The following is a 12,965-nucleotide window of genomic DNA, read 5'->3' on the forward strand; positions in this document are numbered from 1 at the left end:
CCGCCCGCCACCTCCTCGTAATCAGTAGCGCTCCGCCAGACCGGAGTTGATCTCGACGAGTACCAGGGTGGCGTCGGTGTAGGCGACCACGTTGCTCAAAGGTGGCAACCCCAGCGTGGACTGGGCGTGCCGGGCGGCGTCGCCCACTGTACGAAGGCCGAGGCGCTCGATGGTGAGGGTGCGTACGGCCGTCGCCGCGTTGATGCGCCGGTCGGCCAGGTTGAGGTAGGTGGTCAGCAGCTCCGCCCTCAGCGTGCGTGGCTGCAGGAGCGGCAGGCTGAAGGTGCCGGAGGCCTCCTCCTGGGTGAGCCGTCCGTCGGATGGGTCGGTGTCGAAGCGGGTGTCGGTGGCCTGGACCCGGGCCAGTAGTTCGGCGGTGCGCATCCCGGAGAAGGTTCCCCAGATGGTGGAGATCTGCGGGTTGCGGCTCGGCGCGGTCTCGGTGACCGTGGAGGTCGTCGAGGCGGTCACCGGAGCGTAGGTGCAGCCGTTGGCGTTGGCGTACTGGATCTTCGCCTGCCCCGTCAGCTCGGTGCCCCCGACGGTGAGGAGGCTGGAGCGGGTGGTGAACCGCACGGCCTTGACGGCGCCCCCGTCCACCGAACCGAGGTTCCAGGTGAGGGTGCGGCCGGCGGCGTTCGTCGGCCGTGGCCCCTGGCCCTGGTCGAGGGCGGTGCTGTAGTAGACGCCTTCGGGAAGGGTGTATTCCAGGGTGACGTTGGTGGCGGTGGCGCTACCGGTGTTGGTGGCGGTCAGCGTCGTGGTCACCGCCTCGGCAGCGTTCGCGGCCGGGGTCGAGGTGGCCGCGAGCGTCATGCGGGGCGCCTTGACCTTGGTGGAGGCCGTGCCGGCGTTGTTGCCGGTGTTCGTCTCCGGCTCCTCGGCGAGGTTCTCGGCCGTGACGGTGGCGCGGTTGGTGAGTTCCGCGCCGTCGGCCGTGGCACAGGGCACCAGGTGGGTGAAGGTCTCGGTGTGCGAGCCCTTCGGAGCCAGGCCGGGGAGCTGACGCATCGCCGTCGTGCCGTCGGGGAAGGTGTCGGTGAGCGCCACCGCCGCCGCCCTGCCCTTGCCGACGTTGTCGACCTTCACCTGGTAGGTGAGGGTGTCGCCGGGAAGCGCCGTCGCCTTGTCGACCTTCTTGGCCGCGGTGACGTCGGGCTCGTAGAAGTTACGCTGTGCCAGTTCACCGCGGGCGACCTCACGGAAGGTGATCTCAGGGCCCGAGCTCGGCGCGGCTGACCCCGAGCCCGTCCGAGCGGCCCCCTTGTACTGCAGGTTCGCCCAGTCGTCGTTCCCGGTGAGTATCGTGGCCCGCCCGGTGTCATCGCCCGCCGGCATGGATTCGCAGGTGCCGTTCGCGGCCACCAGGATGGTGTCGCCCACCTGGACGTCGGCGGGGTTCACGGTCGTGTCGAGCGTGTTGTCGGGTCCGGGCAGGACGCACACGTCGTCATCGGCGTTGATGTCCACGTTGATCGTGGGCGGGTCGATGATGGGCTGACCGGCGGGGGTGAAGTTCATGTTCCAGTTGAGCGGGCCGGTGCCGGGACCGAACTGCACCGTGCCGGCGGGGTCGGTCCATCGGGTGTGGTCGGTGCCGTCCTTGATGCCGTCCTGTTCGACGAGCCGGGTCCGGTCCAGGTCGGGCAGGTCCTCGCGGGAGTAGTCCAGGCGGCGGGCCGGATTGCGGCCGGGGCTGATCGCGACGCCACCCGGGTCGAAGGAGTAGTTCATCACGCTGAGGTAGTTGGGCTTGAAGTTGGTCTGGTCGGTGCCGCCATGGCCGAGTCCCAGCGCGTGTCCCAGTTCGTGCATGATCGAGCCGGACTGATCCCGCACCGTGCCCACTCTCGCGTCGGCCTTGCCCGTGCCGACAGGCAGGAACTGCTCGTCGTCACCGCTCTGGGTGGTCTCGCAGTCGCCGTTGGTCCCGACGTTGATCTCGTTGCCGATCACGGTGTCGTCGCCGGCGGGGGTGGAGTTCAGCGTGCCGTCGGCGCCGGGCGCGATGCAGAGCGTCCGCCACGATCCCAGCGTGACGAGGAAGTCCTTGTCGGCGTCGCAGCAGACGCCGGAGCTGGAACCCGCGTTCGACCGGTCGTGCCCGAAGATCGCGTAATGGGCGTAGGGCCGCAGGAGGGGGTTGAGGCCGGCGTTGCGGAACCTGCGGAAGTCGGCGTCCAAGGCGATCGTCGCCTGTTCCGCGATGGCGTTGCCCTCGATGTAGATGAAGTCGACGCCGACCGGCGTTGGAACGCCCGCGTAACGGCACGGTCGCTGGGGATCGACGGGTGCGGCGTTGAACGCGTCCCTGACCTCCTTGATCGCGTCAAGTTTGGGCTTGTGGTTCTCCGCCGGGCTCGTCATGTAGTCGATGGTCAAGACGATGGACTTGCGGCAGGGGTTGGCGCCCATGGCTCTGAGGTCGTACACCATGCTCCCGGCCGCGTCCCGGATGCCGAACCGCTCGATCACGTCGTAGATGCCGTCGCCGTCGGTGTCGGGAAGCGTGCTGTCGAGCGTGATGTCGATGCCGATGGTGGCCGCGACACCGTCGTTGGTGTCGGGGAAGTTGGGGTCGTTGTCGCCGGTGATCCGCGCCTGGCCAGGGGTGATCCCGTCGCTTTCTCCCCGCCACGTGCGCGTGCCGAGGTCGTATTCGAGGTTGAGCTCGACGTTCTGGTTGGCCGGGCTGATGTCCATCAGGTCGTCGCCGAGGTTGGTGCCGTCGTCGTAGTCCCACAGCCGGACCACGACAGGCACGGTGAACTTGTCGTCGGCCACCGACACCGTGTGGGTGAACTTCCACGGGTCGGGGAAGGTGCTCGGGTTGAAGACGTCGTCCTGGACGTACGGCTTGGTCAGGAACGTGTCCGCCGGGCCGTCGCCGATCCGCACCTCCGGGAAGTAGTCACCGTCCCCGCCGTCGTCGTCGGGATTCTCGTGTTGCTGGACCCAGTTGACGGTCAGCGTGAGAGTGACGTCCGTCGCCGCGTGCGCGGGGGCGACGAGCACCATGTTGACAGCGATGAGTGAGAGTACGACCAGTGGGATGACCACCAGTCGGCCAGCTAATGGATGCCGCATACCGCCCAGAATCTGGATGATCCCCGACTAACACATGAGTAGCCCCCTACTTAACCGAAGATCTCGACATTCTGAAATGCCGCCATATAAGGGTCTAACACTGCCCATGCCATGCCCTGTGACGGCCGCCCACGGGCAGAGCCCGCCAGCCGGCCGCGCCTTCCCCGCTTCAGCGAGGCTGATGGCCGAGTGGCTGATCCCTGGTGAGGTCTGTCAGCGACTGCGAGTCTTCATTCAACGATCATTTCCTGAAGGCCCCGGCCGACAAGCCTTCAGAGGCGCGAGGAGCCTTCAAAAACTCGTTCAACAACTCGGGTATTCGCGGTGTTCGCCGGCCGCGAGTCTGCGCTGGAGCGGGTGACTCATGCCCTGGCCGGTGGAGGAGGCCGCCGCATGGGCGATGAGCTGGCAGAGCACCCACGCCGAGTGGCTGCTCATCTTCGACAACGTCGAACAGGCTGCAGACCTTCACTCGTATCTGGGCCGGCTGGCCAGGGGGAGCGTGCTGATCACCACTCGCCGCGATATCGGCTGGCAGGCTATGGGCTGCACCTCTGTCCATCTGGACGTCTTAGACCCGCAGGCGGCGACCGCGGTACTGGCGACCCTGACCGAGTCGGCCGACCCGGGCGATTGACCCCCCGCCCTCCCACCAGGACACCGACTGCACCGGGCGCTCCACACACAGCCCAAGCCACCGGTGTTCCCTCATACAGCTGCATGGCTCCGAAGCCGAGACGGCCGACGGCGGGTCCGTCGCCGAGCGGGAGGAGGCCGCCGGGAGCGGCGTGGTCGCTGATCATGTGTGATCTCCCTTTACGGGGTCCGGTGCGCGGGTGGCGAGCCGGACGCGGATGGAGGCGACGGTGATGCCGGGAGGATGCCGTTCGAGCTTGCCGCGGTTGGCCAGGTCGTGAACGCCCTGGCGGGTGATGCCGAGCATGCCCGCGGCCACGGACACGGAGACGGCGACGGCGCTGGGATGCCCCGCCCGCCGGATCACGGCCTGGCCGAAGGGAGTGCCCCACCACCCGGCCGGTGGGTCGAACGGGGCGTCGCCGGGATACAGGGCGCTCACCAGGCGGATCGCGGTGTGCGTCGCGGCCTGGTCGTCCTGGCCCAGCAGCGTCTCGGCCCAGGCGCGGGCCTTCGCCGTCAGCCGGTCTCGCATCAGGTCCGCCGTGCCGAAGAGGATGTCGAGCGGATCGAGCAGCCGGCTGCCGACGACCCTCTCCAGATCGTTCGCGAGCGCGTCGCGTGCCTCCGTCCAGGTGTTCATGCTTCCTCCCCTACTTGATGTCGGACGTCAAGCATTGGTGATCAGGAGGTAGCACCCTGCCCCCAGGCCCGCTGACCCAAGGGTGGGATGACGGCGTACGGGACGACCAGGCAAGTGCCTACAGGTGAACGATCAGATAGCCGCGCAAGTGCAAGTTCTCCGTATTCACCCCCGGCGGCCGGACAAAATGCCGCTTGACCTGCGGAAAGATGGACCGAAATTTGGCCCGTGCGTGGCCCGCGAACAGTGAGCTCGGGCGAGTAACTCGCCGTAAAGCGGTCAGCGCAGGTCCCCCGCGTTCAGCGGCGGCCTTACGCGCGCGCCCGTACTCAGGACCTGTACGGGTGCCGGCCTCTGACCTCGGTTCCGAGGCGTCTCACGCTAGAGGAGGGGGCCGAAACGCCTCGGGTGAGCGTGCCGAATGATTCGGCCCTGCGCGCCGTGTACGAGATGAGCAGGCGACGGCTCGCCCGCCAGGGCGGCGACCTCGCGCAGCACGATCACCAGTCTCGAACGCGAGAGCGCCACCCGCGCCGGCCCCTGCCGTCGTCCCTCGCCCTGGATCCCGACGAGCACCTCCGCGTCCTGGAGTTGCTCGTCATGGCGGCCGGCCCTTCGCTGCGCGCCGAGACCCTTACTCGAACCGCCGCCAGCGGCTCATGGAGGCGGTCCTCGCGGGCGCTCTCCCCGTCCCGGCCGCGCGCCATGGCGTTGCACCAGCGCCGAGGCCCGGGAGGCTGATGGGATCCTCGCCCGCCCTGGTGTTCTGCACGACGCCCAGGCGCTCGCAAGGTTCAACGATCTGTCGGCCGAGTTTGACGAGGTCCGCCGCGCGGCTGTCCCGTCTCATGACGCGTGGCGTGCCACGAGGCGCTGACCTGCGGCACGCCAAGACCTGCGAGACGGCCGGCCGCTTTCGTCTCATCAGAGATGGCGCCCGTGGCCGTCGGTCTCATCCGATCCGGCGCGTGATCCATGAATCGGGCTTACCTGCTCGTGCAGGTCCTTGACCGAGTTCGGGTGCTGTCGAGTGCGAGTTGCGCTATGTACGCTAGATCGATCAATGAAGTGCCATCTTTAGCGAGAACGCGCCGAATCTGGTGAGACGGACATCAACTCCCGGCACCCCGGCCGCAGCGCACCGCCCCGACCCGTCCCTATCAACCACCGCCAGGCATCCGCGCGGCGGCCCCGGCCTGAGCCGGTGGGCCGATCCATCGGTACGGTCAGGTCGATCGGCCGTACCGGCCGGCGGTCCAGACGATGTGCTTGAACTGCGCCGGGGTCAACGGCTGCCCGGGTGCGATGCCGGCGGGTTGTTCCCCCGCCTGGAAGTACACGATGGCGCACCTGTAGCAGTACCAGCCCCGTCGCCAGATCGCTTCCGCGGCGGGCCTGCCCGCCTCGATCTTCTGCCGGCGGGCCCGAGCCGGGAGCAGCAGGAGAATGAAAAACACCGACAACAACCCGGCGGCAGCGCCGACCGCCAGCAGCACGCTATCCCCGCTGCGGTGTTCGGTCGCGAGTTGATAGATGGTGAGGGCTCCCACTGTGACCACACCGAAGAGGACGCCGCCACACCCAAGAGCCGGGACGTAGCTGGTAGGTGCCATCGCCAGCTCATCGGCGGGAACAATGGGCAGTGCCGAGTCGAGGGCCGCTCTGGCCGCGCGCCGCCTCGCCAGCGATGCCTCGTCGTCGCGGACCACATGCGCTGCCGTCTCGGTGGAGCGCGCGGCGGCGTAGGCGGCGGGCACGCTCAGGACACCGTCGCTGTACCCGCACCGGGAACACGGCGTGAGCCGACCGTCGTGACCTTTGGCAACCAACAGATCCCACCCCACCGGTCGTCGGGTCCGTACGTCGTGGCGGCTCGCACGCACCGGGCACGCGACGGCTGCGCCGATCCCATAGTCGTCGCTTACGGTGAGTTTCCACTAGCGCGCCAAGTGTGTGAGACATAACCATGAATAGCGCCAACTTGCGGAGACTGCGCCAAATCTAGTGAGACGGGACAGCGGCCGGGCCGTCGTTCACTTGCGCATCGGCGGTCACACTTCCTTGCCCCAGATAACTTTCGGGAATACCCAAGAAGCCCGTTGCCGCCCGCTGTTGATGCGCACGTCGCGCCAGGGTAGCGATTGCTTCATCCCTCTGCGGGGGCGGCGGCAGTCCTGGAAACCGCATGGCATTGCCGCCGTCGTCATAAAGACTTCCCCGGTCAGGAGGCCCCGATGTGTCCGGGCGGGCCGTTGATCCACGTCAACCGAGTTCGCCGGCGATCCCGGCCTTCTTGACCAGGCGGCCCCAACGCGGGCTGCGGGCGAATGCTCGAGCGATGGCAACGCCGCTGGGCAGATCGCCGTCTGCCGGATGGTTCTGCTGTGCCCACCGCCAAGCCTCTCTCTGCAGTGCCCGACTGTTTCCATCCTCAACGGGCACACCAGGATCTTCTGTCTGATCGACCTGGTCCTCCGCAGGGTCAGCGTCTGAATCGGCAGCAGGTTCTGCTTTGGGGATTGGCACGCTTTGTACCTCTACCCGTCCTCCTGTGGACCGACGGAGCTGAGCCAACAGGAGCTCGCAGCTGCCGATCAGGGCTGCACTTGGCCAGGCCGCGATGATTCGACCGATCAGACTGGGATCGGCCACCGCGACGTTGGCGCCGAGGCTGGCCAGGCTGCCGATGATGAGCAGGCTCCATGCCAGAATTCCGCCACGGGAGCCGTAGCGGTTCGCCAGGAGGATGGACATCGAGGCGACGACGATCAGCCCGTCGACGGCGAGCGGGATGAGCACTGCGGCCACATGATCCTCAGCATGACGTTGGCAGAACTCGTGCATGTGACGGAACGAGACGACCGCCGCGATCAGCGCCAGTAGCGCAACGCCAGAAATCGTCGCACACTGGATGCGGCGAACCGCTCGGACACTGGGTTCCACCTCCGCTCACCCCTCGCGAGCTGGGAGAACAAGCCAGCGGACGCCGCGAACGGCATGTACGTATCGAGCGTGCCCCCCCAGGGGTGATCAGCGGCTCGCGGACCACACCGAGAAACTGGTGAGGCTCGCGTTGCTATCCCTCCAGGGGTGATCAGCGGCGACATCGCCGACATCAAAGCCGCCAACCCGGAGGTGTTTCTCGACGACGGCTGAAGACTATTCGCGCGTCGTCGACACTCGTCGATGACCGGGTTCATCTGCTGAAGCGCGTCCCAGAACTCACCAGTGTCCCGTGACTCAACCGCCCGAGGAATCTGGCGCCGAATCTGCTCCAGGTGGTTGGCCAGCGCTGCACGAAGATCTGCCATGACTGTCTCCCAAGGAAATCGAGCGACCACGCCATCTCTGGGCTGGCGATGCACCTCAGATCATCAAGGGCAGGCATTGCGCCCGCTGTGACCCAGTCCGGTCGAAGGCCTGTAAAGGAACTTCGCTGCGGCCAGGCTTTCGGATCAAGCTCAGGGTGGAGGCCGCGGTCAGGTCGTAAGTGGGCCGGGCAGGGCTCCACCAGGCGGATCAAGTGTGAGTGGCCAGCGTTATCGCGGCAGGGTACGACTGCAACGAGCGCGCCGCCTTGGGTTCGGATCTTGGTCGACTGCTGTCATACCGGGAGTCTCATTCATGCCGACCCGCCCCCCTGTGCGTCACTCTGACGACCTGCACAGTCAGATTTGAATGCTTCAGTGATCAGGCCGGCGTCGAGATCCGAACGTTCTGATCCTCCTCTAGCGTCATGTTTGGTCACGCACAGGGCGTGTACCGCCCAGGTTTACCCGCGATCTCAACCCAGCGTGGGATTACTTTAATTGTCCATGTTCGTAGGCTCGAGTGGACCACAGGACCGATCATTCTTTCTCAGCACATGTTTCATCGCCTGCGAAAGATGACGTCCTGACCCTTCATCGATTCCACTCTTACCGTCTCGCAATGAAAGGAAACTGGCGAAATGCGAGTATCTCTCGTACGTAAAATCGTATTTGGGTTGACTTTAGGGCTGGCCATTCTGGTCGGCGCGCCGGCACAGGCGAGCGCCCCTCACCCATCGATTCCGGCGGGCGCCAAGTCAGGTCCCATCGTAAATCCAGATGCCGCGACCGCGAAGGCCGATACAGGTGTCTATACCTACGCGTGGGAGAACGGTGAGTACGTTTACACCGGCGCGTACCCGTGCACGCCATACGTATGGACCTATCCCATTACGCCACTCTCGGCAATCTACAATGACTGCCATAATCGCCTCTGGGTCCACCAGTACGCCAGTGGCAAAGGCGGCTGGGTCTATTGCGTTCCTCCGGAATACACCTATTACGTACCTCAAAGCCACTGGTACCCCGGGAACCTTCAGGTAGGTGCCAACGCCAACTGTTAAGCCTTGAGAGGACTCCCTACGCCAACCTGATCGCGCCGATCAAATGACCGTTCACCACTGCGGGAACCCGGCGCCGGCGTGGGCAGCGACGCGCACGCGGGCAGGGCGCATCGGCGGCACGCCGTGCTACCCCAGTCGCCGTCCTGCCCCAGCGCACCGACTGACCCGCCGTACACTGCCACCCGCTGTAAGGACGCCACCGCAGCCCCTCGCCGATCGTCTTTTACGGTGGCTGGGCTTTTCATCGGACCGCTTGGGCCAACCTCAAGCAGGGCATGGCCACCATGGACACACTGGTGTCGCTGGGCACGCTGGTTGCATTCGGTTGGTCGATCTGGGAGTTGGTGTCGGCCGCGCAACGCACCGCGCAGCCCTTGGTGTCGGCGGGCCACGCCGGGGAGCATTCCGTGGCAGCGACCAGTCTGCACACCGCGGGTCATCCCGTCGTGTATTTCGAGGTGGCGGCAGGGGTCATGGTGTTCATCCTGGCCGGAAGATATCTGGAGGCCAGGGCCAAACGCCGTGCGGGCGCGGCGGTGCGCGCCTTGGTGGATCTCGGTGCCAAAGAGGTCACCTTGCTCCGGGACGGCGACGAGATCCGCGCGTCCGCTGATCGCGTCAGCGTGGGGGACGTCTTCGTCGTACGCCCCGGAGAGAAGATCGCCGCCGACGGGATCGTGGTCGAGGGCGTCTCCGCCGTCGACGCAAGCCTGCTCACGGGCGAGTCCATGCCCGTCGAGGTCGGCGTGGGAGATCGGGTCGTCGGTGCCACGGTCAACGCGGGCGGGCGCTTGGTGGTGCGGGCCACCCAGGTCGGCGAGGACACCCGGCTGGCGCAGATCGCCGGCCTCGTGCAGGCGGCGCAGTCGGGCAAGGCCGACGTGCAGCGGCTGGCGGACCGGGTGTCAGCGGTCTTCGTGCCGGTGGTCCTCGCGATCGCCGTCGCCACCATGTCGGTGTGGTTGCTTCTGGACTCGGACACGTCGGATGCGATACGAGCGGCGGTCACCGTTCTGATCATCGCGTGTCCCTGTGCCCTGGGGCTCGCCACACCCACGGCCCTGCTGGTCGGGACCGGCCGCGGAGCCCAGCTCGGTATCCTGATCAGGGGCCCGGAGGCGCTGGAACGGACCCGCACGGTAGACACCGTCGTTCTGGACAAGACCGGTACCGTGACCGAGGGGCGGATGACCCTCACCGATGTGGTCGTCGCCGACGGTGAGGACCGTGCGGAGGTTCTCCTCTTGACGGGTGCGGTGGAGCGGGCATCAGAGCATCCCATCGGCCGGGCGATCGCTGATGCCGGCCGATCGGCACTTCCCGTCGAGGAGTTCTCGGCCCTGCCAGGGCTCGGTGTCCAGGGGCGGGTGGCCGGGAAGACGGTCGTGGCCGGACGTCCCTCTCTGGTGGTCGAGCGGTGGGGCCACCTGACCCCTGTGCTGGAGAGGGCCCTTGCCGAAGCGGGGTCGATCGGTGCCACTGCCGTGGTGGGGGGCTGGGAAGGCATGGCACGCGGCGTGCTCGTGGTCACTGACACGGTCAAACCCTCCTCGGCGCAGGCGGTGCGGGACCTGAAGGCTCTGGGACTGTCGCCGATCCTGCTGACCGGCGATCACCCGTCCGTGGGCGAGGCCGTCGCCGCGGAGGTCGGCATCGACTCGGTCATCGCCGGAGTGCTACCTGAGGGCAAGGTGGACGTGATCCGCGATCTCCAGCGCCGTGGCCGGGTGGTCGCCATGGTTGGAGACGGTGTCAACGACGCGGCGGCGCTGGCTCAGGCCGATCTCGGTATCTCGATGGGAACAGGCAGCGACGCGGCGATCGAGGCGTCCGACCTGACGCTGGTCCGTGGGGACTTGTGCGGCGCGGCGGACGCGATCCGGCTGTCTCGGTGCACACTTAGCATCATCAAGGGCAATCTGTTCTGGGCCTTCGCCTACAACGTCGCGGCGCTCCCGCTGGCCGCCGCAGGCCTGCTCCATCCCATGATCGCCGGAGCGGCGATGGCGCTGTCGAGCTTCTTTGTCGTCTCCAACAGCCTGCGGCTGCGACGCTTCCGATAGGAGCGATCGCCGTCGGCCGCTCGCCGGGGAAACAGCCGGCCGAACTGGTCCACGAGCCGGCATTACCTGTGTGGGTGGTGACGCCACCTGGCGGGGCCCGCGATGCGTGGGCCCCGCCGAGGAGATTCAGGCAGCGCGGTCGGCTTCGTACAGGGACACGACCAGTTGGCCTCGTGCCCGGGCGACGCGGGAGCGAACCGTGCCCACTGGGCAGCCGAGCAAAGTGGCGGCCTCGGCGTAGGGCAGGCCCATGAGCTGAGTGAGCACGAAGGCCTCGCGGCGCTCACGCGGAACCTCGGCGAGCAACCCGGTCAGCGCTACTCCGTCCTCCGCTCCGGGCAGGCCACGCGGCTGACAACGTTCGGCGGCGGACTGCCAGTCGGACAGATCGGCGATGGCAGGCCGGGCGGACGCCGATCGGAACCCGTCGACGACCACTCTGCGCGCGATCGACAGCAGCCACGTCCGTGCCGAGGAACGGCCGGCGAACCTGGGCAGGCTGCCCAGGACGCGCACGAAGGTCTCCTGGGTGAGGTCTTCCGCCGACTGCGTGTCCGTCAGATACGCGAGGAACCGCCGCACGTCCGCGTATACCGCGCGGATGAAGGCTTCGACCTCCGCGGGCGCTCCTTCGCGCGCGGCTAAGGCGAGTACGGTCAGCCGCTCGTCGTCCTCGGCCGTTCGATGAGAGATGGTGCCAGCACTCATGTTGATCGTTCCTTTGGAGAAGGCGCACGACGACTGCCGGGCGGAGAGTCTCCGTCCGGTAGAGCAAGGTGTGAGGACCGGTCCGCCTTGGAGGTCAGCCGGTGGGGAGGGATGTCGTCGGCGGGGCGCGCCCGCTGATCACGTGCCTCAGGAGCACGGACCGAAGGACCGCCAGCGCGGGAGATTCCACGCGGCGCCTCACACGGGCGGGGCAGTCCGGCCCTGGAGAGGTCAGCAGCAGAACAAGCCGGGCTGCGAGACGTCGCAGGGTGGCCCACAGCATGGCCTCGCCGCGCGAGAGCCACAAAGCCGTGAGGCTTGCGGCCCAGCCGTGCGTCAGGAGCATTCCGATGCCGGGAACCAGGCCGGAGTGCTCGTGCGCACCGGTGACGGCCAAGGGCGGGAGGTGTGGCGCTGTGGAGAACAGTAAGTGCAACGCCACCTGCGCGGCCCCGAGCAGCAGCATGATCGCACCCAGGCCGCGCTCGCGGCTGGTGGCAGGCAGTGCCGCGAGGAACGCGACCGCCAGCCCGCACGCCATCGCACGCTCGGAGACGGCGCCTCCTCCTGCCACGTGCGCCAGAATGCTCAGCCCGGTGCACGCCATGGCGAAAGCCACGGCGCGGGCGAGGCGGAACGTCAGTCCGGCAGGCATGGCTCAGACGGCTAAGGAGGCCGGAGCGTGGGCGATGACGATGGGGACTCCTGGTTGCGGCGTGCCGGGCATGAGGTGACAACGGTGGGTGCGCACGAAACGCGGCACTGCTGCCGGCTCAACTCAGCACAACGGTCCTGGACAGGCCGGGGACATGACCGGAAAGCGCGTCCACAGCCTGCGGAGCGACTGATCAACCGGGCGCCGACCGGCCAGACCTGCTCAGCCGGCGGCGAGGGCCACGGGCGGACCGCGCCGGTGAATCGCTCCCGTGATCCGCCGGCCGAGGTGGATTTCAGGTTCGGCGGCCGGTATGGCCGGCCGAACCGCCGGCAGATCGCACTCACCGGCTTTCAGGAGCCGCCGAAGTGCCGAAAGCGGGCCCACCGCCCATAGGCGAAGCATCAGCCACACCGCGCGCTCGCCCCGGTACAGCCACCATCCCGTCAGCACCGCCACCACGACATGGACCATCACCATGCCCAGATGGTGGCCGTGTTCGGTGTAGACCGTGGGAACCGGAGCCGACCAGGCGAACAACTGGTGCAGGATGACCTGCGCGATGATCGTCGCCGAGAGCACGCCCTCGGGACCACGCTCGCGATCGCTGAGCAGGTAAGCCATGGCGAGTACCCCTGCCGCGCCGACGGCCATCACCGCAAGAGGAACGGCTCTGCCGCCGGCGAAGGCGTGTCCACCGGCGGAGACCACCACACAGACCACTGCGAAAACCACGGCTCGCACCAAGCGCAGGGTCGGCTCCCGGGGGGACACAGCTAACATCATTTCAGCGATGAAGTC

At 67.3% G+C, this 12,965-nt stretch carries 10 protein-coding genes; 3 read left to right on the forward strand and 7 right to left on the reverse strand.

All coding sequences use genetic code 11. The annotated features are described in order from the left end of the window. Positions 1 to 21: 21 nt before the first annotated feature. Positions 22 to 3,018, reverse strand: a complete 2,997-nt coding sequence (locus NYZ98_RS34470) for a DUF11 domain-containing protein (RefSeq protein ID WP_262848151.1) — start codon at positions 3,016 to 3,018, stop codon at positions 22 to 24. 433 nt (positions 3,019 to 3,451) lie between these two features. Here NYZ98_RS34470 and NYZ98_RS34475 point away from each other — a divergent pair, with 433 nt between their 5' ends. Next, positions 3,452 to 3,724 (forward strand): hypothetical protein, encoded by a 273-nt coding sequence (locus NYZ98_RS34475; RefSeq protein ID WP_262848153.1) that lies wholly within the window; start codon positions 3,452 to 3,454, stop codon positions 3,722 to 3,724. A gap of 162 nt (positions 3,725 to 3,886) precedes the next feature. On the opposite strand, the gene NYZ98_RS34480 is transcribed toward NYZ98_RS34475, so the two are convergent. Then, entirely contained in the window at positions 3,887 to 4,366 is a 480-nt protein-coding gene (locus NYZ98_RS34480; RefSeq protein WP_262848155.1) for a hypothetical protein, read from the reverse strand. A 414-nt stretch (positions 4,367 to 4,780) separates the two neighbouring features. On the opposite strand from NYZ98_RS34480, the gene NYZ98_RS34485 reads away from it, so the two are divergent. After that, positions 4,781 to 5,107, forward strand: a complete 327-nt coding sequence (locus NYZ98_RS34485) for a hypothetical protein (protein ID WP_262848157.1) — start codon at positions 4,781 to 4,783, stop codon at positions 5,105 to 5,107. 485 nt (positions 5,108 to 5,592) lie between these two features. On the opposite strand, the gene NYZ98_RS34490 is transcribed toward NYZ98_RS34485, so the two are convergent. Both NYZ98_RS34490 and NYZ98_RS34495 read right to left on the reverse strand, forming a co-directional pair. Further along, on the reverse strand, positions 5,593 to 6,123 hold the full coding sequence (locus NYZ98_RS34490; RefSeq protein ID WP_262848159.1) for a hypothetical protein: 531 nt from the start codon (positions 6,121 to 6,123) through the stop codon (positions 5,593 to 5,595). 505 nt (positions 6,124 to 6,628) lie between these two features. Then, complete coding sequence (locus NYZ98_RS34495) at positions 6,629 to 7,309, reverse strand: DUF2637 domain-containing protein (RefSeq protein ID WP_262848161.1); 681 nt, start codon at positions 7,307 to 7,309, stop codon at positions 6,629 to 6,631. Positions 7,310 to 9,013: 1,704 nt separating this feature from the next. On the opposite strand from NYZ98_RS34495, the gene NYZ98_RS34500 reads away from it, so the two are divergent. Further along, a complete protein-coding gene (locus NYZ98_RS34500) occupies positions 9,014 to 10,801 on the forward strand; it encodes a heavy metal translocating P-type ATPase (protein ID WP_262848163.1) in 1,788 nt (595 codons plus the stop codon). 126 nt (positions 10,802 to 10,927) lie between these two features. Here NYZ98_RS34500 and NYZ98_RS34505 read toward each other — a convergent pair whose 3' ends face one another. From NYZ98_RS34505 to NYZ98_RS34515, 3 genes are all read right to left on the reverse strand, one after another. After that, positions 10,928 to 11,509, reverse strand: a complete 582-nt coding sequence (locus NYZ98_RS34505; protein ID WP_262848165.1) for a sigma-70 family RNA polymerase sigma factor — start codon at positions 11,507 to 11,509, stop codon at positions 10,928 to 10,930. Positions 11,510 to 11,603: 94 nt separating this feature from the next. Then, positions 11,604 to 12,083 carry an MFS transporter gene (locus NYZ98_RS34510; protein ID WP_262848167.1) on the reverse strand — a complete coding sequence of 160 codons (480 nt, stop codon included), beginning with the start codon at positions 12,081 to 12,083 and terminating at the stop codon, positions 11,604 to 11,606. 303 nt (positions 12,084 to 12,386) lie between these two features. Next, positions 12,387 to 12,899, reverse strand: coding sequence for a hypothetical protein (locus NYZ98_RS34515; protein ID WP_262848169.1), 513 nt, complete (start codon positions 12,897 to 12,899; stop codon positions 12,387 to 12,389). Between the last annotated feature and the right edge of the window lie 66 nt (positions 12,900 to 12,965).

The organism is Sphaerisporangium corydalis (genome assembly GCF_025506355.1).
GTDB lineage: Bacteria > Actinomycetota > Actinomycetes > Streptosporangiales > Streptosporangiaceae > Sphaerisporangium > Sphaerisporangium corydalis.